At 46.2% G+C, this 25510-nt stretch carries 21 protein-coding genes and 1 riboswitch; of the genes, 9 read left to right on the plus strand and 12 right to left on the minus strand.

The genetic code is table 11. The features are described from left to right. Positions 1-161: 161 nt before the first annotated feature. The 5 genes from ABTV53_RS24450 to ABTV53_RS24470 all read right to left on the minus strand — a co-directional run bounded on the left by ABTV53_RS24450 (position 162) and on the right by ABTV53_RS24470 (position 3949). The gene (locus ABTV53_RS24450) at positions 162-1184 is read right to left on the minus strand and encodes a hypothetical protein (protein ID WP_433747447.1); all 1023 of its coding nucleotides are present in this window, start codon (positions 1182-1184) and stop codon (positions 162-164) included. 24 nt (positions 1185-1208) lie between these two features. Continuing rightward, entirely contained in the window at positions 1209-2207 is a 999-nt protein-coding gene (locus ABTV53_RS24455; protein WP_433747450.1) for a hypothetical protein, read from the minus strand. Between the two features lie 93 nt (positions 2208-2300). Continuing rightward, positions 2301-3206: a helix-turn-helix transcriptional regulator gene (locus ABTV53_RS24460; protein WP_433747453.1), complete on the minus strand. Its 906-nt coding sequence runs from the start codon at positions 3204-3206 to the stop codon at positions 2301-2303. Between the two features lie 83 nt (positions 3207-3289). After that, the gene (locus tag ABTV53_RS24465) at positions 3290-3478 is read right to left on the minus strand and encodes a hypothetical protein (RefSeq protein WP_076253532.1); all 189 of its coding nucleotides are present in this window, start codon (positions 3476-3478) and stop codon (positions 3290-3292) included. A 147-nt stretch (positions 3479-3625) separates the two neighbouring features. Continuing rightward, positions 3626-3949 (minus strand): ArsR/SmtB family transcription factor, encoded by a 324-nt coding sequence (locus tag ABTV53_RS24470; protein WP_433747457.1) that lies wholly within the window; start codon positions 3947-3949, stop codon positions 3626-3628. A gap of 205 nt (positions 3950-4154) precedes the next feature. On the opposite strand from ABTV53_RS24470, the gene ABTV53_RS24475 reads away from it, so the two are divergent. Next, on the plus strand, positions 4155-5534 hold the full coding sequence (locus tag ABTV53_RS24475; RefSeq protein WP_433747460.1) for an MFS transporter: 1380 nt from the start codon (positions 4155-4157) through the stop codon (positions 5532-5534). A 188-nt stretch (positions 5535-5722) separates the two neighbouring features. Here the strand turns inward: ABTV53_RS24475 and ABTV53_RS24480 are convergent, their stop codons facing one another. The 3 genes from ABTV53_RS24480 to ABTV53_RS24490 form a co-directional block, all read right to left on the minus strand. Beyond that, positions 5723-6172 carry a nuclear transport factor 2 family protein gene (locus ABTV53_RS24480; RefSeq protein WP_433747463.1) on the minus strand — a complete coding sequence of 150 codons (450 nt, stop codon included), beginning with the start codon at positions 6170-6172 and terminating at the stop codon, positions 5723-5725. A gap of 209 nt (positions 6173-6381) precedes the next feature. Next, a complete protein-coding gene (locus tag ABTV53_RS24485) occupies positions 6382-6792 on the minus strand; it encodes an RrF2 family transcriptional regulator (RefSeq protein ID WP_433747466.1) in 411 nt (136 codons plus the stop codon). A gap of 106 nt (positions 6793-6898) precedes the next feature. Continuing rightward, on the minus strand, positions 6899-7738 hold the full coding sequence (locus tag ABTV53_RS24490; RefSeq protein ID WP_433747469.1) for a helix-turn-helix domain-containing protein: 840 nt from the start codon (positions 7736-7738) through the stop codon (positions 6899-6901). A 118-nt stretch (positions 7739-7856) separates the two neighbouring features. Between ABTV53_RS24490 and ABTV53_RS24495 the strand changes: the two genes are divergently transcribed. The 3 genes from ABTV53_RS24495 (at position 7857) to ABTV53_RS24505 (ending at position 13790) form a co-directional block, all read left to right on the plus strand. Continuing rightward, on the plus strand, positions 7857-8861 hold the full coding sequence (locus ABTV53_RS24495; RefSeq protein ID WP_433747472.1) for a Gfo/Idh/MocA family protein: 1005 nt from the start codon (positions 7857-7859) through the stop codon (positions 8859-8861). 20 nt (positions 8862-8881) lie between these two features. Then, a complete protein-coding gene (locus tag ABTV53_RS24500; RefSeq protein ID WP_433747474.1) occupies positions 8882-9832 on the plus strand; it encodes an aldo/keto reductase in 951 nt (316 codons plus the stop codon). A gap of 451 nt (positions 9833-10283) precedes the next feature. After that, positions 10284-13790, plus strand: a complete 3507-nt coding sequence (locus ABTV53_RS24505) for an S-layer homology domain-containing protein (RefSeq protein ID WP_433747477.1) — start codon at positions 10284-10286, stop codon at positions 13788-13790. Positions 13791-13992: 202 nt separating this feature from the next. On the opposite strand, the gene ABTV53_RS24510 is transcribed toward ABTV53_RS24505, so the two are convergent. After that, positions 13993-15012, minus strand: a complete 1020-nt coding sequence (locus ABTV53_RS24510; protein ID WP_433747480.1) for a Gfo/Idh/MocA family protein — start codon at positions 15010-15012, stop codon at positions 13993-13995. A 57-nt stretch (positions 15013-15069) separates the two neighbouring features. Beyond that, positions 15070-15846: a sugar phosphate isomerase/epimerase family protein gene (locus tag ABTV53_RS24515; RefSeq protein WP_433747482.1), complete on the minus strand. Its 777-nt coding sequence runs from the start codon at positions 15844-15846 to the stop codon at positions 15070-15072. 413 nt (positions 15847-16259) lie between these two features. On the opposite strand from ABTV53_RS24515, the gene ABTV53_RS24520 reads away from it, so the two are divergent. From ABTV53_RS24520 to ABTV53_RS24540, 5 genes are all read left to right on the plus strand, one after another. Then, on the plus strand, positions 16260-17090 hold the full coding sequence (locus ABTV53_RS24520; RefSeq protein WP_433747484.1) for a helix-turn-helix domain-containing protein: 831 nt from the start codon (positions 16260-16262) through the stop codon (positions 17088-17090). 232 nt (positions 17091-17322) lie between these two features. Further along, positions 17323-18024 carry a response regulator transcription factor gene (locus ABTV53_RS24525; protein WP_433747487.1) on the plus strand — a complete coding sequence of 234 codons (702 nt, stop codon included), beginning with the start codon at positions 17323-17325 and terminating at the stop codon, positions 18022-18024. Positions 18025-18044: 20 nt separating this feature from the next. Beyond that, on the plus strand, positions 18045-19490 hold the full coding sequence (locus ABTV53_RS24530; protein WP_433747489.1) for a sensor histidine kinase: 1446 nt from the start codon (positions 18045-18047) through the stop codon (positions 19488-19490). A gap of 103 nt (positions 19491-19593) precedes the next feature. Next, complete coding sequence (locus tag ABTV53_RS24535; RefSeq protein ID WP_433747492.1) at positions 19594-20352, plus strand: ABC transporter ATP-binding protein; 759 nt, start codon at positions 19594-19596, stop codon at positions 20350-20352. A gap of 2 nt (positions 20353-20354) precedes the next feature. Continuing rightward, complete coding sequence (locus tag ABTV53_RS24540; RefSeq protein WP_433747495.1) at positions 20355-22757, plus strand: ABC transporter permease; 2403 nt, start codon at positions 20355-20357, stop codon at positions 22755-22757. Between the two features lie 85 nt (positions 22758-22842). On the opposite strand, the gene mmuM is transcribed toward ABTV53_RS24540, so the two are convergent. Then, complete coding sequence (gene mmuM / locus ABTV53_RS24545) at positions 22843-23907, minus strand: homocysteine S-methyltransferase (protein WP_433747498.1); 1065 nt, start codon at positions 23905-23907, stop codon at positions 22843-22845. Continuing rightward, the gene (mmuP, locus tag ABTV53_RS24550) at positions 23885-25297 is read right to left on the minus strand and encodes an S-methylmethionine permease (RefSeq protein ID WP_433747501.1); all 1413 of its coding nucleotides are present in this window, start codon (positions 25295-25297) and stop codon (positions 23885-23887) included. The genes mmuM and mmuP overlap by 23 nt, the downstream gene beginning before the upstream one ends. Positions 25298-25389: 92 nt before the next feature. Continuing rightward, positions 25390-25491: riboswitch (SAM riboswitch) on the minus strand. Between the last annotated feature and the right edge of the window lie 19 nt (positions 25492-25510).

Genomic DNA, 25510 nt, shown 5'->3' on the forward strand with positions numbered 1-25510 from the left:
CCAAAATTAAAATTTTGGTTATTTTTTCTTGTGAAATTATTATTAGCGTGGATCACATGAATTGATGTGCATATATGTTCAATGCAAATAAACCGGATCGGCTGTCGCCTCTCCGGTTTTATTCAGCTGAGCTTTTCAATATGTTAGCTATCATGCTTCATTCATCTTAAACCTACGTCATCAAAGCGATTGTGTATCGTCTCTGGAAAGGCACGTTTAATGGCATCAATGGCACGTTGTTCGGTCACTCCTGCCTTTCGGATAAGCTCAATCACGTTTTGCACACATTTCGGTTCCTTCGTATTCCATGAGATTGAATCATTAACTACATCAACAATCTGCGAATACAGTTCTGCGAGCAATGCATACTCATGCATGACATGAACCATCCGATCTGATAGGTACGCCAGCCCTGCAACATAAGAGGCGATGTCCAGTCTTGATCTGGCATAATAGCGCAGTACAGTCGCCGCTTGTTCTGTATCATATGCTCCAGCCTGCAAAGTAGTAGCCATAACCGTATACGCAGCCGCTCCACAGGCATAATCCTGGGGGGGCAGCATGTAGTCATGGGTTTCCCATTTGTATACGGCCTGAATTAATGATTCCTTGCAAACTTCCCATAGATCCACAGATTCATGAGATTCCAACACCTGATAGTACCAGTAAGGCGTACTGTTCCTGCCAAATGAATCATAAGAAAGACGAATGATTTCATTGCCTTTACTTTCACAGATGAATAGCACCCGTTCCACATCATCATATCCAGTAACAATGACAAATTGATCGTGCCAGAGAATCACACCTACGCCCCGGTCAATGGAAGCTTTAATGTCCAGCAGAGCCTGCTTCTGATACAGGGGAAAGGTTGGTTCGAACGAAAAGCCCGCTGCCTGGCTCGCCGTCACACCAATGAAGTCAGCTGCGACAAAGTTCTCTGCCATCCAGTTGTATGCCGAAATTGATTCTGACGTCAGACGCCGATCCACCACTAATCGGAATGCACTTGCTGTCATGCCTGCAATCGTGTAGCGTGGGAAATCCGTCCACTGTTTATGTAATAAAATGCGATACAACGCATCTGTATACGCGCTCACACCGCTCCATGATCTGTATTCATCAGCTAAATTCACAGCTTGCGGGGATTGAATCCAGTTCTGCAATACTACTTTTGTCGCCATCATCCTTCACTCTCTTCCTCTCTAATCCTATCGTGCGGAATGTGCTCCCCACCGTGGTATAGTGGACCGTTTACGGTCAGAATGCTTCCTGGATATCACTCGAAAATAATCAATAGCCTGCTCTTCCAGTGCTTTCGCCTTCACTAGTACCTGTGCTAGATCTTCTGTGGTATGTGGTCCCAAGACATGTCTATTCTCCTGCTGAATTATGTATCCTTTCATTTGGTCAATTAAGGTACCAAGCTGTTCATAACATGCACAAGCCTGGTCCAGTTCGTTCCATATCCCTCGAACACCCTGCAAATACATCCTTATTTCGGTTCGCGAATGGCAGAAGGATTCCAAAATATAAGCTGCACCGGATTCATCGAAATCCCCACTCCGCAGGGCCTCCACCCACACATCATATGCCTTCCTACCTGAAGCAATATTCTGATCAGGTAACAGACGATAGGGAATATCCCAATCCTCAATCGCCAGTCGCAGGGATTCCAGCAACATCTGTTGTTCAGGGATGTGGGTCTGATCACCAAACACCTGACAATACCAAAATCCGGTAAAGTTCAGGCCGAAATTATCATACAACAAAATCTGCGGTTCCTTGCTCCATCCATCTTGCACATAAAAGATGCGGTCACTGTCATCATATCCATGAATAACACCGAACTCAGGAATCCAGTAAATCACACCAGTACCTTCTTCAATACTACGTCTCACCCAGTTCACTGCATCCTGCTGGTAATAACCGAACGTGGAATGACGTGTACGTCCCCCATCCCAGATCGTGAATATCCCCAGGTTATCGACTCCGGGACGATGTGCTTCCCCCCATTGTCCATACGCTGTAACCGACATGGGAAGTAGTCTGCGATGCACCGACAGCTTGAAAGCCATGCCCGTAAATCCGGCAAGTACAACCTTGGAACCTTGAAACTGGCCCGAATGGGTTAGTATCGCATGCAGACTATCCACGTACGATTTGGACTCCCGCTTCATGATGAGGTTATCTAAAATATTCTCAGCCAAAGAAAAAGCTCCTCTCCATGGTGGTTTTCCTCATGTATTTACGAGAAACAGTAGCTTGCTCTGCATCTGCTCGTTTGTTACCTGTTTACTGACTTACTCTACTGTTCCAAGCCTGTGGATCAACCCTTCTGCGTTTTGCTGAAGCTTGCGTCTAAGCCACCCAGGAGACAAAAGTTCCTCCCATTCGCTAACAAACAAATGCTGCAAGAAAGCGTCCGTGTCATAAAATTCAATTGAATAAATCTGATCTTGCCTAGCCCGAATACGATACCCTTGCCATTGGTTCATTTGATGCAATTCTTTCAGGCGAATCTCAGCAACAAACGGTTTACGCACAGGCAGTGGTTCTTCCCATCCACCTAGGAGGGTATCTAACCTGTACTCAAATCTATCTTCCGTGATCGATACATGGACAATACCCTCCAAGCGAATCGCCACTTGCTGCACGGGATCTGCTTCATAACCCACCACGTAATCGGCGTTATACTGGGATATCATCTTTAATGGACACAAGGAAAACTGCCGTTCTCCATCATGATCCCTATAATGAATATGTACTCTGCGCAAGTCAGTTATGGCATGGGACAATAATTCAAAAAATTGCAGTTGCTTCGGCTGCGCCGAAAACACCGGAAGCTCGCTACTTCCCATCTGTTGTTCCTCCAACGTAAAACGCTCCAGCAAATGTGCTACACGTTTCACCGTGTCTGCTTGATCATAATCGCAATGTCGATATCGATACGCCAGATATTTCAGCACACGTTGCTCTTCTTCTGTCATATACAAATGGGGCAATCGAAAGGTCTGATCCTCGTAACAATAGCCCCGATATTTCGCCATATACACCAAAGGGGCTCGCAGGGAACTTGCCATATATTCAATATCACGCTGAGCCTGACGACGAGAAATCTCAAATTCACGGGCAAGCCAGCTGCTATTCGGAAAACGCCCACCCCGAATCTGTTCGTCAAACCAGTGAATCCGATGCATGTTACTCATCTTCCCGCCCCCATCTCAGCCAACCCTAATATATTCCATTATATCAAAAGACATGGCCCGTTCCGAAGAACAGGCCTGATATGTCAGACGTGTGCCTTATCCACTCTGGATTGCACTGCTTTGGAGCACTTCTTGCATACTTTCAGACTTGTACCGTCTGTTTTTGTTTGCGTATACAACAATTTTATTCGGGTACTGCTACACACCGGGCATGTTCCCCGGCCCCTGGAAGGAAGACTCCACAAGACGCGTCCTCTTTTGGTTTTTGCCAATGGTTGTGAACCTCTTTTCGATATGTTTTTGTGTTCACCGTTATTATAGAGGGCATGGTACGACACAGAATGTCGCATCAGTATTAGAGGTTGTTCAGTTTCAGAAAATAAAAATGTCCTCTCTTCAACCTGAAGAAAGGACAACATTTAGGAAAGATCTGTGCTCGACTGAGCTGCGGCCTGCAATAACGGTTGCAAGAGACCTGGAAAGCGCATTTCCAAATCTTCGGATCGCAGGGTGAGAAAATGCTGTGTGCCCTGCACTCTGACCCGGATAACTCCGGCTTCCCGAAGCGTGCGAATGTGGTGCGACATCGTTGACTTCACAACAGGTGCATGAAAATGACTGCACGGTTGCTCCCCGCTTCTGGCTGCTTCCGCAACAATCCCAAGACGGGTTGGGTCGCTTAACGCATATAACACGGAGGAAAGCTCAATATCTGACACCTGTGGATGATGTAAAATTTTCATACGGTAGTCTCCTTTTTTCAGACTATGCATTGTATTCTAACACAGATCCATGATATATTTCTAATGTTCGATACCAATCGAACTTTAATGATTTCGTTATGTAACCCCTGCTGTCAGGCACGGGATTGACATCATACTACATTTTGCAAATGTTACACACCGTTTCTGAAATGTTGCGAAATACACATCACTTTAGGAGGTTTTTATGAACAACACCGCAACCGCATCATCAGGGGAACGGACCGGAATACAGGAAGGATTAATTGTAGGCTTGCTTGGCTTCACCGTTGTACTCGTTGTTATGAATACAATGATGTTTAATCTGGCGCTGCCCAAAATTGCAGCTGAATTCATGCTTACTTCCGTCGCTTCCTCATGGATTGTTACAGGGTATTCCATTGTATTTGCCATTTCCTCGATTACGTTCTCACGTCTATCGGATTTCATACCTATTCGTACATTATTCACGACCGGGCTTACGTTACTTGGTGCAGCATCCGTTCTTGGGTTCTTCAGTAATCATTTCATCATTTTGCTCATTGCACGTCTGATCCAGGCTGCAGGTGCTGCTTCGGTTCCGGGTCTCGCCATTGTGCTGATTACACGATACATTCCCAATGATCGCCGGGGTAAATCGATGGCTGTCATCATGTCCGCGAGTTCACTGGGGCTTGGGCTTGGTCCCGTCATCGGCGGAAGCATTACTCAATTTCTGGGATGGCATGATCTGTTTATCGTTACGGGATTAACTTTATTCCTGATTCCTGTATTCTTCAAACTGCTTCCGCGGGAAACACCGCAAAAAGGTTCATTTGACCTGCTGGGTGCCGTGCTTCTCGCCATCGGTACGACCGGTGTGCTGTTATTCCTGACTTCCCGTCAGTGGTTCACACTTGTCATCGGTGCTGCGGCACTGCTCCTGTTCTGGCTCCGAATTCGGCGCGCGGCAGATCCTTTTGTTCAACCTGCTCTGTTTAAAAACAAAAAATATATGATCCTCAGCTCGCTGGGGATTGTATCGTACATCAATAACTTCTCAACGCTGTTCCTGCTGCCGCAAATTTTGGCGCATCTGTATGGACTGACCCCTGCTCAATCCGGGCTCGTCATCTTCCCGGGTGCAGTCGTGTCCATGCTGCTGTCCAACCGGATCGGCCGTATGATTGACCGACATGGCAATACGTTGCTACTGAAGTTTGCACCATGGCTGCTACTAGCCGCTGCGGGATTGTTCGCTTTATTTGCAGACAATAACACCTACGCCATCATGGCCGTGTATGTCCTGCTCAGCGTTGGTTTCTCATCCCTGACCACCAGCGTGTCCAATGAATTGTCTGGTAATCTGACCATGGATCAGGTGGGCGCAGGTATGGGACTGTTCCAACTTAGTCAGTTCTTCAGCGGTGCTTTCAGTGTTGCTGTCACTGGTGTAGCGTTGACTGCGATGCAAAACATGCCGTTGTCCTCGGCGTACACCAATATTTTCTGGGGTATGACCGTGGTCGCACTGGCATCCGTTATATTCTCTCAGGTGTATCTGAGAATGCAGTCACGGGAAGTCACGAAAACAAGTATTCGGATCTAAAATTTCATCTTAACTAAAAGAAGTCAGGAAAGGACCCACGGGTTCTGAACCTGACTTTTTTTCTACCTATTTTCTATGCATGTGTCAGCTGCTGCATCTCTCCCACAAATATAAAAAAAACCCAAGGACGCCCTCGGGGCCGTTATTTTAGGGTTGACCAACTTCTCTATTCTTCTACACGGATTCTACTATTCAAACAGGTCCAGACGAAGACGTTTCAGAGTTGTATGTTTGATGTACCACTGGCCGTCGATTTTGACAAAAGTTTCGTGGTAGTGCCCAAATCCGTGGAAGGATTTGTTCTCATTGCCCTCCGGGAACGTTACCCAATCTTCCATTGGGGAGATGACCTTCGCTTCATTCTCGGATACAAATTCAACTTCGGCGCTATGAACATGATGCACGGTTACGGCAACATCCACCAGATCACGGAATACTTGTACGATGGTATCGCGGCCCGTTAATACCGGAATTGGATTGCCTTCTGTGCTGAAATCGGCCACTGCATCCGGAGCAAACACATCACCCAAGATGTCCCATTGTTTCGTATCAATATAGCGGCAATAGCGCGCTTTGGTGTTTCGAATGTTTTCCAGTGCGAGCAATTGTTCCAGTCCTGTGATCGTTGATTGGCTCATGTGTTGTCCCTCCAGAGATGTAAAATGTGATGTAAGATTGGATCAAGTATGTATGGACCTATACCTTCCTTATTGTACCATCCGACTTCTATTAGGCACAACGATACAAAAAATCTTTCCTTACCTCTCGCGAGGTTGAGGAAAGATCTGAATATACCTATGCTAGACGAGTTAATCCCATCAATTAAAGCCTCACTTCTAACCCAAAGTTACTGCTGTGCACTCCAACTTTTCATCTGGGAGGCCAGTTCTGACATTTTCTTATTGTGCAAGAAACTCTCCATCTCTTCTTCCGCCTGCACCATCACCTGCTGGATCAAACAGCCTGCGTTATGATTCTGGGTACATTCGAACAGGGACGCCTGACCTTCAATCGCATGAATGATCTCCAGAAAAGAAGGGTCGGGATTTTTACGACTAAGCCGGTAGCCACCATTGGCACCAGAAGTGGATTCAATCATGCCCGCCTTAACCAATTTGGTCAAAATTTTGGACAGATAGGTTGGTGATACCTTCTGCAATTCTGCAAGTTGGTGTACACTAACCAGCTGTTCGGGGGCAGTACTTACAAGATGAAGCATCGTATGCAAAGCATAATTTGTCGCTTTTGAATATTTCATGAGGGCACCTCATTATACACGGATTTAATTTATCCATAATAGACTTGATTAAGCTCTCTGTCAAACTACTGCAATTTAAGCGCTGGAAACATCGCAAGGATCTGGGTTAATTGTGATACAATCCACGATAATCTGTAGGTGTCATCCCCTCGTGAGCCATGAATTGACGGTTAAAATAACTGGCATTAGGATACCCTGCTTCCTCCGCAATCTGTCCAATATTCGCCGTAGGCCGTTCGAGTAACCATTGCTTCGCCATCTGTAGTCGTGAACGAGTGATAAACTCCATGGGCGTCATCTCCACAGCACTCTTGAACATTTTGCAAAAGTAATACGAACTCACACCTGCAAGATCCGCCCAGTCCTGTAACAGGAAAGGTTGACATGCCTCTTGCTGCATCTGTGGAAGAAGTGCAAGAACCCGACTCTCCGCCTTACTTGTAGTACGTGTGCTCTTTAAAGGTACTGCATGCTGCACGAACTCGGCGAGTACAGCATAGGTCAGTGTGGATAGCTGAGCCGGACGCAGCATGGTGTTCTGTTCCGCTTCAGTCAGCAAGGCCAGATGAGCCTCTTCCCAAGAGCTGCGTTGTCGCAGTGTCCACAATAGATTGCGATGTAACCCCCGCTCGATCATATAATCATGCAGACGTTCACCGTAAAAATGAACCCATCGTACATCCCACGGATCATCTTCACTACTATAATAATGCTGTCGCTGCTGCGGGAAATAGAGTACAGCCTGACCTGCGCGAAGCTCATGCACCACCCCATCCACCTCCACAAATCCCTTGCCTGAAGCGACGTAGTGAATATTAAAGTTGTTCAGTACACCTGCCTCCCGCAACACGGAATGCTGGACGTGATCCATATAATGTCCAACGGATTCAGGATAACAAAAATATGGAATATCCTGCAGGGTAAGCAATACGGTTTGTCTCATCATAGCCAGTTCTCCTTGATCAACAATATTGTGTTAACTAACTTCAATATATTATCATTTTAATTCGTTGGTCTATTCATTATAATCACAATATACATTTATACACAGGAGGATACAACACATGAATTCAGTTCAAAAATTGCGTTGGGGCATTCTTGGTAGCGCTAGCATTGCTGTGGAATCCGTCATTCCTGGCTTGCAGCAATCCGAGTTGAATGAAGTAACCGCGATTGCCAGTCGAGACGAAGATAAAGCCAAGCAGACGGCCGAACAACTCGGGATCGACAAGGCCTATGGCAGTTATGAAGCTTTGCTCGCTGATGATTCCATTGATGCCGTATATATCCCGCTGCCTAATCATCTGCATCGGGAATGGACGATCCGGGCTGCTGAAGCAGGCAAACATATTTTGTGCGAAAAACCACTGGCTCTGACAGAGCAGGAAGCTCAGGAAATGGTTCAAGCTTGCGCAGATGCAGGTGTGCATCTCGCGGAAGCATTCATGTACCGCCATCATCCACGTTATGAGCAGATCCGAGATATCATTGCCAGCGGTGAGATCGGTGAGATCCGCGGTATGCACAGCACATTTTCGTTCAACAATTCCGCTTCCTCCGGCAACGTTCGCTTTCGTAAAGAATGGGGTGGCGGTGCACTTTATGATATCGGATGTTATTCCATCAGCGTAGCACGTCTGCTGCTTGGTCAGGAACCAAGTGCAGTTACCGTTATTGGCATGTTCTCCCCACAGCATGATCAGGTCGATATGATGGCTTCCGGACTATTGGAATTCGATAATCACGTTGGTGTGACGTTTGACAGCAGCATGTGGGCAGCCTTCCGAAACACGCTGGAGGTTCTAGGTTCTGATGGCATCATTGAGGTGCCTTCGGCCTTTATCGGTCGTCAGGATCGCAGTTCCAACTTCTATGTCACAGCAGGTGGTGAACGCAGAGAGATTGAAGTCCAGCAAGTGAACCACTACGCTCTACAAGGAGATGATATGGCACGTGCTGTACTTCAGGGCAAAGATCTGCGCTTCGCTCCTTCCGATGCGGTAGCTAATATGAAAGTGCTGGAAGCTTGCCTTCGTTCAGCGGAAGAACGCACACGAATTACACTATAATTGAGAGGATGAACCGATTTATGGAATATATCGAAATTGCTGGTGCAGGTAAACGTGTCTCCAGATTGATTAAAGGAACCGATTATTTCGTGCATGATGCCTACGATAAAGCAGCTACGAATATGGATGCTTTTCTGTCGATTGGCGGTAACACCGTCGATACAGCACATATCTATTGTGGTGGACAGAGTGAAGAAGTCCTTGGTCGTTATATGAAAGAACGCGGTAACCGCGACCAGATCGTCATTCTCACCAAAGGCGCACATCATGACCAGAATGGGCCACGCGTGAACGCTGATGCCATCCGCAGCGACCTGATGGAAAGTCTGGAGCGTCTTCAGACAGATCACGTAGAGATGTATGCCTTGCACCGAGATGACCCCAATACCCCTGTTAGTGTTATTCTTGAAGCATTGAACGAACATATTGAATCCGGCAAAATCGGCGCAATTGGCGCCTCCAACTGGACTTGGCAACGGCTTGAGGAAGCCAATGTGTACGCTGCGGCAAACGGCTTGAAGGGTTTCACATTCAGCAGTCCGAACCTCAGTCTCGCCAAAGCAAACGAACCTTTCTGGGCAGGCTGTGTGTCTGCAGATGCAGAGACGCTCGCATGGCACGAGCAAACCAAGCTGCCATTGCTATCCTGGTCTTCCCAAGCGCGTGGTTTCTTCACTGGACGATTCACACCTGAAGTTCGGGATAACGAAGACCTGGTGCGTGTATTCTACAGTGATGGCAACTGGGAACGGTTGCGCCGTGCCGGTGAATTGGCTGAATCCAAAAATACAACGGCGATTCAGATCGCCTTGGCCTACGTATTGAATCAGTCCTTCCCGACCTGTGCCCTGATCGGTGCCCAGAATCAGGCGGAACTGCTGTCCTGTGACGAAGGGTCCCGCATCACATTAACTTCAGAAGAGATCGCCTGGATTGATCTGGAAAGTAAAACTAGACCGACAGGCGTATAATCAATCTCATAATACCTTTAGCTACTTAAATCAAGGCTAGATATAGATCAAAACGATTCAATTTGTCTATATCTAGTTACATAAAACTGAGTTATGAATTTGATTCGATTGTGAGTCTTTAAATATTTTCTCAGTATTTTTAATGTCTGCAAACGATAGCTATGATCAAAAATATAGTAATGTTGCTCAACATGACTCACGCGCTATGCAACCTGATAAACAACAAATACAAAAAGCAAAGGGACTCAAGCAGAAAATGTTTGCTTGGGTTCCTTTGTTTTTGCGGGGGTTTATCAAAAGCTTTACTAACCTCATCTGGTTGCGTACCCGCCAGCAGAGTTTCTGCATATTGAAAATCATTTGCTCCTTCTATTTTAATTTTTGATTTACTATCAAAGAACAATGATATTTTGTCGATATAATTACAAAAAAACGAGGAGGTATTGTCATCATGGTTCTGAAAAAGCTCACCGCCGCTTTACTAGTGTTTCTGCTCTTAACAACCTCGCTTGGCGCAATTCAGACTAGTGCAGCTTCACCAACAACTACGGGGCTGAATTTGCCTGTAGTCAAAACATATAAAGCAGGCGAGGTGCTCAACTTCACTGCAGTATTCAATGAAGATGTAACAGTGACCGGCGGAATACCCAGCCTGAAGCTTGATATTGGTGGAACGGTGAGGGAAGCGATCTATGTGTCCGGCTTCTCGAAGTATGTGCAATTTTCTTATACAGTTCAATCAGGAGATGATGATGCGGATGGCATTCAAATCCTAGGTTCCATCCAATTAAATGGTGCCTCCATTACGAATAGTGCTGCGGAGGACGCTGATCTCGGCAGCGGTTTTGGGCCAAACGGTGCATCGGTGATGGATACAGGCATAAAGATAGATACGGTCATTCCGACTATTCTTTCAGTCAGTTATCCTGCTGACAAAACATATACTACGGGCGAATCTCTCTTATTCACAGTCGCATTCTCTGAAAATATCGTCGTTAATACGCGGTATGGCACGCCCTATCTCAGTCTCAATATCGGTGGAACAGAAGTACGCGCAGAATTTTTTTACTCCATTGGGTCCAATCAGATTATATTTCAATACATCGTAGAACCTGGACTTGAAGACCTCGACGGAATCACACTTGACAGTGAAGTGAAAATGTATGGAGGTACGATTAGGGATACCGCTACTAATTTGATCATTCCCGGTTTTCCTGAAGGAACAAATACATATCTTTCTGGTGTACAAGTTAGTACTGGCGGATCTTCGTTCATAACGGAGATCCCTGCTGACGGATACTATAAGGAAGGCGATATTTTGAATTTCGCACTTCTATATCCAACGGATGTGAGCGTAACCGGCGAGCCGTATCTCCCATTATTCTTCGGCACGACGGAAACACCGACAGAACATCAAGCAAAGTTTGCAGAAGTATCCGGAAACAAAGTGATATTCCAGTATATTGTTCAGAGTGGGGAGGAAGCTTTGAACGGTATAAGGATTGGCAACGCCATTCAATTGAACGGTGGGAGCATCAACGACTCAATCCAACAGACACCCGTATCAAACATGATCCATAAACTGGCCCTTTCGGATGTAGTCGTCGATGCCGTCCTCCCTAATGTTCAGTTTTTCTCTCGTACTCCTATGAATCGGAATTACACTACTGGAGAAAGCTTCGAGTTCATGGTTCGCTTCTCTGAACCTGTGAAGGTTAACGGGACCCCAAGTTTGTCATTAATGGCTGGTGGCCGTTCGGTAGCTCAGGCTGTATATGTGCCCGACGCACCAGTCTCACAATCGACAGATCTCGTATTTCGCTACACCGTTCAATCTTCCGATAACGATGTTTTTATTGACGCATTAGGACTGCTTGACAGCACCAACGGATCGATCGTTGATTATGGAGGCAATACCAGCCAAGCCAGCGTGGGCAGTTATGCGAGTGTCCGAATGGTTCTAAATGCTGCCACTCCAACGATTACGTCAGTAGAGATGCCTGAGCCAAAATCGTATTATGAAGGCGATGAATTACTGTTTAAGATGCATTTCTCGGAAGCGGTACGAGCGTACACCAATCGTGCAATTTTACCGGTTACCATTGGGAGCAACACCGTTAATGCCATATATGACAGTGGTTCACGTACTGATACACTGACATTCAAATATGTGGTACAGGCGTCTGATCTGGATGCCGATATCATGACCGTAGGAAGCTCCTTGCTTTCCAATGGAGGAACTTTAATAAGTAAGGATGGTTATGGCATTCAAGCGGATCTGAGACTTAACAACGTAGGGAGCACGTCCGGTATTATTTTCGGACAGGCTGCACCACAAGCACTCAATGTAAGCATAACAGGAACAGCCCAGGTTGGTTCAACTTTAAACGGAAGCTATACCTACCAGGATAAGGACTCGGATGCGGAGGGTAAGAGCACATTCCAGTGGTACCGCTCCGTCGATGCACTTGGGACTAACAAGACCGCCATTCCAAATGCAGCAACACTTTCCTATACATTACAAGCTGCCGATATCGGAAAGTACATTAGCTTCGAAGTGACCCCTATCGCTCAGACAGGTAAGATTACAGGATTGGCAGTCGAGAGTGGATTCACCTCGGCTGTCACGGCATCGTCAGTCACCGTACCTACAATCCCTACAGCCCCTACATCGCCAGCAACGAACGGAAATTCAATTCCAACCCCAACTGCCGATGTAGATATTATCGTTAATGGCAAAGTAGAGCGCGCAGGAACAATAGCCACTTCCAAACGTGATGGGCAACAGTTATTAACAGTAACGATTGACCAGAAAAAGCTGGAGGACAAGCTCGCGACAGAAAAGCCGGGCGCAACTGTCGTCATTCCTGTGAACATCGAGTCCGATGTCGTCGTAGTTGAACTAAACGGGCAAATGATCCAAGCCATGGAACAGATGCAGGCAACTCTGGAAATGAGAACGAATGAAGCTGTGTACACACTTCCCATGCAACAAATCAACACTAGTTCGATCTCCGACCAAATCGGAAAATCGATCGCTCTTCAAGATATAAAGCTTCAAATTGAAATCGCCAAACTAACTGAAGATGCAGCAAAAGTGTTGGCGAATATAGCGGATAAGGAAGCTTTCACTACGGTCGTTCCACCGATTGAATTTACAGTTAGAGCCCTACATGAAGGCAGAACGATTGTTGTATCAAAGTTTAGCACCTATATCGAACGCATGATTACAATACCAAACGATGTTGATCCTAAGAAGATTACAACAAGCGTTGTTGTCGAACCTGACGGCTCCGTTCGTCACGTTCCTACCAAAGTCGTCTTAATTGACGGAAAATATTACGCAAAAATAAATAGTTTGACTAATAGCTCATACCTGCTCATATGGCATCCAATAGAATTTAGTGATAGTAAGAATCATTGGGCTAGAGAGGCTGTCAACGATTTGGGTTCACGCATGGTCGTGGACGGTTTAGGAGACGGTTCTTTCCGTCCTGATTCAGAGATCACTCGTGCTGAATTTGTGGATATCCTCATTCGAGGATTGGGAATTAAGCTAGGTAACGAAGTTTCTCCCTTCTCGGACGTAAAAGCTTCTGACTGGTATAATGATGCAATTCATACGGCCTACTCGTATCAATTAGTCAATGGTTTACAGGATGGTTGCTTTCATCCAAATGCTAGAATTACCCGTGAAGAAGCGATGGTTATAACCGCTAAGGCGATGAAAATTACTGGATTGAGCATTCCATCTGACCCGTCCATCGACAAGGTGCTACATCCGTATACAGATGCGGCAAAAGCATCACACTGGGCGTTGAACGGCATCGCTGACAATATACAAGCTGGCATCATTATGGGAAAGAGCAGTACAATTCTTTCTCCGAATGATCATATGACCAGAGCTGAAGCTGCAGTAATCGTCAGACGCTTGCTTCAAAAATCAGATTTGATTTAGTATGGAAAGATTATTTCTAATGGCGGTTATGGATTAATCAAGGTTGGCATACTGAGTCTAATTGTAAAAAAAAGATTCATCGAAATGTTAGCTCATTCTGCTCAGCAGTTCTACTAAATTCGTCACTACAAAGGACATCCTCCAGCATATCATACTGGAGGATGTCCTTTGTTTCATTTTGCTTTTGCCTGCAGCTACTCTATTACAGCTTAATGATCTGACCTGTTTTTTCGGATTCGAATGCTGCCAGGATCACTTGCAGAGAACGTAAGCCCTCTTCCCCAGAAATCGCAGGAGGTGTTTGGGTTACAATCGACTCTACAAAGGCGTCAATTACACCACTCGGCACTTGTTTCTCGTTGGTAGCCATGGCACCAACTTTGTACGTCTCAACTGTACCATTGGTCAGCTCAACAATAACTTCATCGCCTTCCACTGTTCCAATCTTCATAACACCATTCTCGCACCACAGCACTGTACTGTTGTCTCCAGCTCTGTATTGTGTCCAGCTTGCTACGAGCGTTCCGATCGCTCCACTCTTCATTCGCAGCAAACAAGTTGCGTTATCGTCAACTTTAGTGCCTTCCTTGTGCAGTGTGCTGATGAAACCAGCCACTTCAGATACTTCATCATTCAGCAAATAACGGATGAAGTCTGATTTGTGCACGCCCAGGTCGCCCATAGCGCCCATAATCGCTTCTTCTTTACGGAAGAACCAGCTTTCAGCTCCGTCCACACTCCATCCTTCCGGACCCGGGTGGCCAAATGATGTACGGAAATTCAGGACTTTACCGAGTTTGCCGGAGTCGAGAATTTCTTTTGCTTTTACGTGAGGAGGCATCAGACGCTGGTTGTGTCCAACCATCAGATACACGCCATTTTTCTTGGCAGCTTCGATCATTTGCTCGCCTTCTTCAGTGGATACTGCCATTGGTTTCTCAACCAATACATGCTTGCCTGCATTTGCAGCAGCAATCGCCATTGGCGCATGCAGATAGTTTGGTGTACACACACTAACGGCATCCACTGTTTCGTTTGCAAGCAATTCTTCGTAACTGGAATACGCTTTACCACCGTAAGTCTCGGCCATCTTCTCCGCACGCTCCACAATCGGATCGGCAAAAGCGACAAGTTCTACGTTCTCATTGGCAGCGTACTCTGGAATATGTCTGCGCTCGGCAATGGCTCCACAGCCGAATACAGCAACTTTAATTTTACTCATGTACATAAGTCTCCTTTGACAAATAGATTAGCATTTTAGCAGCGTTCAATGGTTCTATTAAAATTGGTTCAAATAGTTCTGTTTCAGCCAGTTGTAGCTATTGGATACGCTCTCAAGCGGTGGGTTCTGACATACGTCTTGTTCCACGATCAGCCATTCCACGCCTGCATTCGTAGCGCCTTCAATAACAGCTGGCAGGTCAACCGAACCTTGTCCCAATTCCAGCGTTTTCATCTGGCCATGTTCGTCTTTGCTGAAGTCCTTCAGATGAAGCAGCGGCAAGCGGCCCGCATATTGTTTAATATACTCGATCGGATTTTGTCCCGCAAATTGAACCCAACATACGTCCATTTCCACTTTCACCGCTTCCGGTGATGTTTGAGCGAACATAGCATCAAAGGCATTGGCATCGCCAACCTGGCCATGGAATTCAAAGTCATGGTTATGGTATCCGAAGATTAATCCTTGTTTCGCTGCTTCAGCTCCATATTGTTGCAATTCTTCGAACAGCTTGGTCCAGCCTTCTGCATTCTCGGGACGATCCTCAGGCATCAGGTACGGACAAATGATATATTGTGCACCAATCGTTTTCAGGTAATCGATTTGTTTTTGCAAGTCCTCGCGCATCGCATGTAGTGAAACGTGGCTGCTGAATCCTTTCAGTCCAAGTTCATCTAGTAGCGCTTTCATTTCCTCAGCTGGAATATCGCCATATCCGGCAAACTCCACACCTTCATATCCAAGGGCCGCTACCTTACGCAACGTACCACGAAAATCTGCTGCAGTTTCATCACGGAGTGTAAACAATTGCAAACCAATATTAAGTTTTTTCATGTAGGATACACCTCTGTTCTCAAATTTGCTTTCATTGCTCTATCTGGTATCATCCTACCGCAAAACAGGCTAGAATGAACATATACAATATAGTCAGAACATGAACTATCTGGTCAAATTTTATTTCCATCATTTTGCATCAATTGAATGTGGCTAATTTCAACTGAAGATATTTACACTGGCACTCCGATGACAGAACAACCTTCCGATCGCTGTTATCCCCAGATTTTTTCAATTTCCTTTTTAAAAGGATAAAATCCGGAGATAAAGGCGAGCTTATGCTTCCGATGCAGCTTTCTTTCAGAAAGCTTTTAACTTCGTTTCTTCAGGTTCTTTCTGTCCTCTCCGTTTTCGTGTAAATGTTAAGTTAAACTTATGATGTAAAAGGATGTACATATTGGGGGATTTTATCTTTGGATACGTTAGAGACATCTGTACTGATCTGTGACTACTCATATCACTATAAGGCGTTCACTCATAATATGAGGGGTGAGCTGCAAACCTATCTGTTCCGTCTGCAGACCGAAGGCTCGTGCAAAGTGTATGTACAGGAAGAAGAATTCAGGATGACTAGCGGAGATTTATTGCTGCTCAAACCTGGTGACGACTATCATCTCGTTGTAGATGAACCACATAAGGAAGGACGTTTGTCCAGCGGAGATTATTATCTGTTCTGCGAGGGCAGCTGGATTGAGAACTGGTGGAAACGGCAGCATCGATCTACCGTGAGCCGAATTGGACTTGATGATAAACTCATCAGCCTGTGGCGAAACATGTTACTTGAGAAACGTCGCGGACCTCTCGAGGAAAATGCGGAGCTAAAGGATGCGTTACTGCGCGGGTTATGTCTGTATATCGACCGGGCAATTAAAGAAAATATTCAGACTGATCGGGCAGTTTCCTCTGCGCTGAAGTTAAAACGTTTCATTGAGGAGCATGCCACGGTTACGTTTAAACTTGAGGAAGCGGCACGTTATGCAGGGCTCAGTCTGTCACGTGCAGTCCGTTTATTCAAGGAGCACTACAATCAGACCATGATTCAATACGCGATTGAGATCCGTCTGAATGCCGCGCTGGAACGCATGAAATACAGTGAAATGACACTGGAGCATATTGCGGAATCCTGCGGTTTTGCAAGCTACTCCTATTTCCACCGGGTATTCCGGGCGCACTTCGGTGTGTCTCCGGCGGAGTATCTCAAATCCAGACAGTATGAGCCTATCGATGATCTGGAGCATGTATGATGTTCATTATCAGAAACCCATGACCTTAAAGAGGATCATGGGTTATTTTGATACATTGAACTGCGATCAACTCTCAGTACGACTGGAAGTCAGAACGTTTTTTATAAGAATGATGTTCACTTCAATATTTCATGTGACTCCAATAGAACAAGACTGTACAATTATAGAGACTGTCATCTTACCCATCCATATATCTCATTGGATTCCCATTAAAAATACTGGAGCGATACATATGCTAACCCACCAGCGCAAAGTTCTCATCATCGAGGATGAATCAGATATTTCGCGCATTCTGCGAGATTATCTGACCAAAAACCAGTATGAAGCTGCCGTTGCAGCCACTGGGCAAGATGGGCTTCAGATCATGGAGCTTATTCAACCAGATTACATCATTCTGGACATTATGCTTCCGGACATGGACGGGATCGAGGTGTGTCGAGAGATCAGAAGGCGCAACAATATCCCCATCCTCATTCTGAGTGCCAGAGGCAGTGATACAGATAAGGTACTTGGTCTTGGCTTTGGAGCAGACGACTATATGACCAAACCCTTCTCGCTGAGCGAATTGTTAGCACGAATTAATGCCCACTTCAGGCGTTATGACAGCCTGACATCCGTTGGAGACAGAACAGATCTGCTGCATCTTGGAAACCTGGTGATTGATAAAAAAGCCTATAAAGTTACATTAAACGGATCGGAAGTTTCTCTGTCTGCCAAGGAATTCGAATTACTTTATTACTTGGCAAGCCATAAGAATCAGGTATTCTCCAAAGCCCAGTTGCTCGACGCCATCTGGGGATATGCAACCTACGGCGATGAAAATACCGTAACCGTATACATTCGCAGACTTCGCGAAAAAATCGAGGCAGATGCCTCGCGTCCGACCGTTCTGAAGACGGTATGGGGTGTCGGTTACAAATTCAATTACGAATAAGTGAGATTGGAGGCACCCACATGTCATTGAACAGGTGGTCCAAACGCTGGTTGTTAACAACACTTGGGCTTCTCATTATTATCGTTTCAAGTATCCTTGCACTGTCGATGATGCTGTTACAAGATCGAAATTCAGGCGAATCCAACCTGTCCCTGAATCAGGTTCGCCTCAAGGTCAATCCGATCTTACTCGCTTTGGAGCAAAATCATCAGCATCTCAATGAACAAACCATTCGTGAAGACATACGTTCCGCCGCCAGAGAGACCGGGGTTCTGCTTACTTATCTAAACTTGGATGGAAATGTCATTCTGTCCTCCGACCCTACCTCCGAAGAAACCCAAGTTAATCTGCGTTCATCGCTTCATTATGATCTACATCATGCCGCCGGGCAGACTGCGGATGGTAACGAATCCCTTGATATTGCGTTTCCCGTGATGGACGGACCCGTGGGAAGTCAGATCGGCAATGCCATCTTTTCCTTCCCCCAAGCCATGGTTACGGCTCAGAGACCAATAACTTTTCAAGTTATATTGATTAGCGTACTCTTGCTCCTGTCACTGATCCTGAGTTTATTTCTAGTCTGGATGAAACGAAAACTGAATAAACACCTGCTCTCTCCAATCCATCAATTGAAGCTTCATGCGGAATCCATTCTCAAAGGTAATTATGAAGAAAAGATTCAGTACAACCAGATCAATGAATTGGGCGAAGTGTTTGCCATGTTTGACCTGATGCGCACAGAAATCAAGCATATGAACGACCTGCGTATCCAGCAGGAACAAGCACAAAAAGAACTCATCACCAATATATCTCATGATATTAAAACACCAATTACCACGATAAAAGCATACATAGAAGCTATTGAGGAAGGACTATGCAACGATCAGGAAACGCTGATGGAATATATGGAAGTCATGCGGACCCATACGGATAAAACAGCCCGCCTTGTGGAGGATCTGCTGGTTCATGCACTTCAGGAATTGGGGCAAATTTCGGTGGAAACCCGTGAAATGTACAGTGGGCCTGTCCTGGAAGCTATGTTGAAACCTATTGAACATGTTGTCCTAACAAAGGGGCTTATCTATAAAGGGCCCAACTGCATCCCCAATGTGTTAATCGCCATCGACCCCACCCGAATTGAACAGGTGATCTCCAATCTTGCCGCGAATGCCCTCAAACATACAGCTCAGGGAGATACGATACGTATAGACACGGAACTGGAATCTGGGCATTTGAAAGTAACCATTACCGACTCGGGTCAGGGAATACGTGTACAGGACATGCCGTTTGTATTCCAACGTTATTTCAGAGGCCAAGCGAGTCATGCAGAACAACATGTTCAGGGAGGTACAGGGCTGGGTCTTTCCATCTGCCAAAACATTATTGAAACACACGGAGGTCATATTTCCTTTACTAGTGAAGAAGGACAAGGTACAACCTTCCGGTTCTATCTGCCGATCTGCTGAGCCCACACTCCACAGCTGTAATACTTTATTCATAATTTGATAAGGCTTCCTCAACATCCCTCCTCTAGAATGAATCCTATACTGCACTCGGGAGTGATTCAACTTGTCCAAAAAGGTGATTATCCGTGCACAGAATCTGTGCAAAACGTATAACAGCGGAAGTGAACAATATCATGCCATCCGTAATGTTGATCTCGATATCTATGAAGGGGAATTCACGGTCATCATGGGTAACTCCGGCTCTGGCAAATCAACCCTCCTATATCTGCTAAGCGGACTGGATCAGATCACAGCAGGTGAGGTTTATTTTCGAGACCAGCAGATTGACGCTTACAGTGAAAGGGAAATGGCCGACTTCCGCACCCGCCGGATCGGTTATATCTATCAGAGCATCAATCTGGTCCCTGACCTTTCCATCAAAGAGAACATTGCTTTACCGGGATATATCGCAGGAAACAAAAAGAAGGACATCCTATCCCGCGCTGCTGAGCTGATGAATGCCATGGATATCGATGGACAGCGTGACCGCCTCCCCTCCCAAACTTCCGGAGGACAGCAGCAGCGAGCTGCCATTGCACGGGCTTTGATCAATTCGCCGGATATCATTTTTGCGGATGAACCGACCGGAAGCCTGAACATGGAACATGGCACAGCTGTTCTCGATATCCTTACGGATATCCATCGAAAAGGACAGTCCGTAGTTATGGTGACGCATGATATAAAGGCCGCCTGTCGGGCAGATCGCCTGATCTACATTTTGGACGGCAAGATTGGCGGAATCCTTGAGTTTGACACCTATGACAAACATCAAATTCAGGATCGTGAAGCGATTATCTTCGCTTTGGTTACGGGGAAGGAATAACGATGGCGGTTATGTTTAAACTTTGCTTGTCGTATCTGAGTAGGAACAAAATACAAAATGCGCTTATTGCGCTGCTCCTGCTACTTTCGACACTTCTTGTATCTACAGCTATTGTCATTCTGGCGAACACAGGCAATCAGTTTTATGAAATGCATACCCGAACCCATGGATCTCATCAGATCCTGACAATTGAAAAGGGGTTCAATGACCCTGACGCTGTGCACGACTGGTGGGCTTCTCAGGATGGAGCTCAGGTGTCCCCGTTACTATCGTATCGCACACTGTCAGGCATCATTTTGAATGAAACTCACATCCCTAACATCTACCTGTACATGTTTAATACTCCGCCGCCGCCATGGGGTGTAGATGAACTAATTTTCTCAAGTGGGACACCCAGCATAACTCCCAAGCCGGGCTCCGTTTGGATTCCAACGTCCATGGCAAATGCCTATCATATTTCGGTAGGTGATACCATTGGCTTCAAAACCGGCTCAAGCACACTCGAATTGAATGTATCGGGTATTGTTATTGATGTACCATACGGGGCACCCTTCTCCAATACAGCACGGGTCTGGATGAATCCTATCGATTATCAACATGATCTCGCGACACTTTCTGGCAACGAGAATCGTATGATGGGCATCCATTTTAACGATTACAGCATGAATTCGGTGTATTGGGAACGATACAATCGTGAGACAGGTATTCCGTTTCTGGAATCCAAAATGGAGTTCGAGGCCATTGCCTCTTTCTATCTGATCATCAATCAGGTTATTGGATTTATCATGATATTTATGGGTGTTGTCATGCTCTCTATCGCCTTAATGACCATCGGGTTTACAATTTCGGATGCCATCTTGGCCAATTACAGAACGATAGGTATTCTCAAGTCACTTGGGCTAACTTCTCGGAGAACAATAGGCACCTATGTTATTCAATATGCGATGCTATCCATCGCTGCCATTATCCCCGGAATTGTACTTAGCGTATGGATCTCCAAGTGGATCATTAATATATCCGTGTCCTCTCTTCGAGTGGATCATCAGAATATTCCAGTCCAAGGACTGGACGCTGCCGTAATGGCTGGTGTGCTTTTATTTGCTATAGTGATTCTGTTCGTTGTGTTATATGCCAAAAAAGCACGCAGCATACAGCCTGTGCAGGCCATTCGTTATGGTATGTCGGAGACAGATAATAGCCGGATGGCGGGCAAAATGAATTCGTCCTGGGCACAATGGATCGGGTTCACACGACTGCCTGTGACTATGGCCCTTGGACTTCGACATTTGTTCAAAAACACCAAAAGTTCAATTCTAACCCTACTGCTGACCACGATGGCTTCCTCTGTATTGGTTCTAGGGTATGTTCTGCTAACCAGCATAACCGGAATTTATCAGACAGCAGCCCATTGGGGCTATGATAACGCCAACATCGCAGCAGTTGTAGTAAACAAAAGCACCTTCCCCAAGGCTGAGCTGAAGCACGTGTTAGAACAGGATTCAAGGATCAGCAATGTGGGCTGGCAAGGGAGCACAACGGGTGTCATTAGCCCGGAGTCTTCTGCAACAGTGAAGGGCCAATCCATCAGTCTCAACTTGAGTGTACTGGACGGGAGTTATCGGGAACTTGGATTCGAAACGTTAAAAGGGGTTAACCCACAACATGCGAATGAAATTGCCATTGGTGTAAGTGTAGCCAAAACATCAAATAAAGATCTCGGTGATCTTATCGATATCTATATTGAAGGAGAAAAGCGTACATTCCTCATCACAGGAATCTATCAGGCGATCGCCAACATGTCTGTTTCAGGCCGAATCACGATCGATGCCATGAAAAGTGTGAACCCGTCTTATGGTGAATTCGATGCCATTTTCATCAATGTGAAGGATATTACACAGGCGGATCTGGTTGCCGGGGAATTGAACGAACAATTTAAAGATTTTGCATCAATAGTCACTCAGAAGACATTGCTTGATTCGGTCTATGCAGAAGCTGCTAATATCCTGATCTATCCCATGAGCCTGATTGGATTGCTGTTCATCGTAGTGACGTTCATCATTATTTTCAGCACCTGTCGGATCAGTATCCGTAAAGAGAGCAGAAACTACGGGATATACAAATCACTGGGAATGACATCCCGCCAGATCCGATTCTCGGTCACGATGGGAATGATCATGCTGTCCTCCATGGGAGCGATACTGGGTATACTCGTCGGCGTATATGTACTGCCTCTTCTGCTCGAACTGGTCCTTTCCGGTTATGGTGTCGTAGAACTTCCACTGATCCTGAATTGGGGTGGAATGATACTGTTCGCTTGTCTAAGTATCATTGCAGCGGGTCTTGGTTCATGGTTCTCTTCGCGAATTATTCGTGAGGCATCACCGCGTATGTTGGTTATCGAATAAGGTAGCCAGGATTCTATAACGCAATAAACAGCCCTTCCATGCCTTTATAAAAGGTGGAAGGGCTGTTTATGATACATGTGATCTGCTATCGCCACTTCTTGGCAAGTTCACTAATCTGATGTGGCGTAGTGCGGCAACATCCGCCAATAATTTGCGCGCCCGCCGCAACCCACTGTTCCGAAGCATCGCTCATGCTGCCACATGTACCCTGCCCGCTCCACGTCTTCGTTACAGCATCATATGTCTCACCCGAGTTCGGGTAGACAATGACGGGTTTGGCGCTGGCACGACTCAGAATACCTACTGCTTCCGTTACCACTTCCATCGGAGCACAGTTCAGGCCAATCGCAGCAATCTGCGGCTCGGAACCAAACGTCTGTGCACATACCTCAAGCGGTGTGCCCTCGCTGATGCTTGTCCCGTCTTTTAAAGAAAAAGATAACCAGGCATACGCATGAGGAAACTCCTTCAGTAAATCAACCAGCACCTGGGCTTCCTGCAAGGATGGAATAGTCTCAAACGCCAGAATATCTGCACCTGCTTCAAGCAATGCTGCCATGCGCGGACGATGGAATTCAACCAAGGTTTCATCCGACACACCGTAATGTCCAACATACTCTGAACCATCCGCCAGATAGGCGCCGTAAGGTCCAATGGACCCGGCAATCATTGGACGTGGACGAAAATTGTCTCCTGCGCGAGCTACTGTACGATCTGTTATATGCTCCTCATTCTGCACGGTCTCGGAACGTACCGAAGGAGCTTCTACTAGCTGACCTGTCGAGCGTTCTCTCCCTCCTAAACTACTCTGCACTTCTGCCCATACGTCATCTCTCGCCTGTGCAGCCAACTCCACCGTCTTGCGGATCAGCTCAAGTGCTGCCTGTTCATCGATTCCTCTCTTGCTGAAGCCATCCACCGTCGCCTGATAACTGGATGTAATCGCACAATCGGCTCCTGCTCGAAAATAATCCGCATGGACCTGAACGATAACATCCGGGTTCTCAAGCAACACACGAGCAGACCATAGCGGATCATCCAGATCACAACCATGCTGTTCGAGTTCCGTTGCCAAGGCTCCATCCAGAATCATGACCGGATGTTCACGCAGGATCTGTTCTATGGGGTTAGTCTGTTGTGCTTGCGTCATGTACTTGTCCTCTTTTCTTATTCACACGTTCTGTCAGATAATAAGCAGCGTAACACACTGCGATAAATGGAACCCCACAATACAGCGCAATCCGCTGTGTCGGGTCAAAGGCAATACCTATGCATGAAGCCAGGCATAATATAAATGAAACAATCGGTACCACCGGATACAGTGGTGTGCGGTAGACCAGATCTTTGACCGCATGTCCTTCCCGGATATATTGTCTGCGGAACATGTATTGGGAGGCACTGATACTCATCCATACCGCAACGACAGCCAGACCCGAGATGGAAACCAGTGTAATATACACGGTACCTGGCGCAATGATGCTGGACAGCAAAGCCAGCGCACCACCGACCATACTGATCAGAAGTGCATTCAGCGGTACCCCGCTTTTGGTCAATTTGGCAAACCACGGAGAGATCGTTTTTTTGTCAGCCAGAGACCAGAGCATCCGTGAAGATGCATACAGACCTGAATTGGCAGCTGAGAGAATCGCCGTCAGAATGACAAAGTTCATAATGTCTGCTGCATAGGGTACACCCACCCGCTCCATTACCGCTACAAACGGACTTTCCAGTACACTGGCATCCGACATGGGCAGCAAAGCCGACAAGATAATAATCGTTCCGATGAAGAAAATAACCAGGCGCCACAATGTCGTATGAATAGCCTTCGGTATCGTCTTTTCCGGATTCTCCGTCTCCCCGGCGGCAATACCGATTAACTCGGTGCCTGAGAATGCAAAGTTTACAGCAAGCATGGTCATCAATATCGCTGTAGCCCCATGAGGGAACCACCCGGATGCAGTAATATTCGATAAAAATGGAGTCGGTTCAGAATCCGCCATGGGAATGATACCAAACATGGCCGCACCACCGATAATAATGAAGATTACGATAGTAACTACTTTTACAGATGAGAACCAAAACTCGGATTCCGCAAATAATTTCACCGTTAATGCATTGAACAGAAAGATCATCAGTGCAAAAACCGCGCTCCATATCCATACGTTTACCGATGGGAACCAGCGCTGCATCAACAATCCGGCGGCTGTGAATTCGGAACCAAGCGCAACAGTCCAGGTTAACCAGTATAACCAAGCCACCGTGTAGCCTGTTGCTGGTCCGATATATTTGGCTGCATAACTATGAAATGCTCCCGTCTCTGGCATATGAACAGACAGTTCACCAAGACAGAGCATCACCAGATATACAACGATGGCTCCGATCAGATAGGACAGAATGGTTCCCAGTGGTCCCGCCTGCTGAATCGTGTAACCCGAGCTGAGGAATAATCCCGTTCCAATCACTCCACCGAGAGAGAGCATGACCACATGCCGTGCCTGCATTTTCCGCTGAAAATGCCCTTTGTCGTTGTTGTTCTCCATACTGCTGCTCCCCTACTTCTTCATCCAGAAAAAACAAAAAAAGACCCACTCTTCCTAAAGAGTGCGCCGTTACTGACAAATAAAAACAAACGCTCCTATCTATCAGGCTTTCACCCGCTGGAATTAGCACAGTATCCTTCAGATCTGTTGCTGAGGTTTCCAAGGGCCAGTCCCTCCACCTCTCTGGATAAGAAAATGATTTTTTACTAATAT

The organism is Paenibacillus amylolyticus (assembly GCF_050990605.1).
Lineage (GTDB): Bacteria > Bacillota > Bacilli > Paenibacillales > Paenibacillaceae > Paenibacillus > Paenibacillus amylolyticus_H.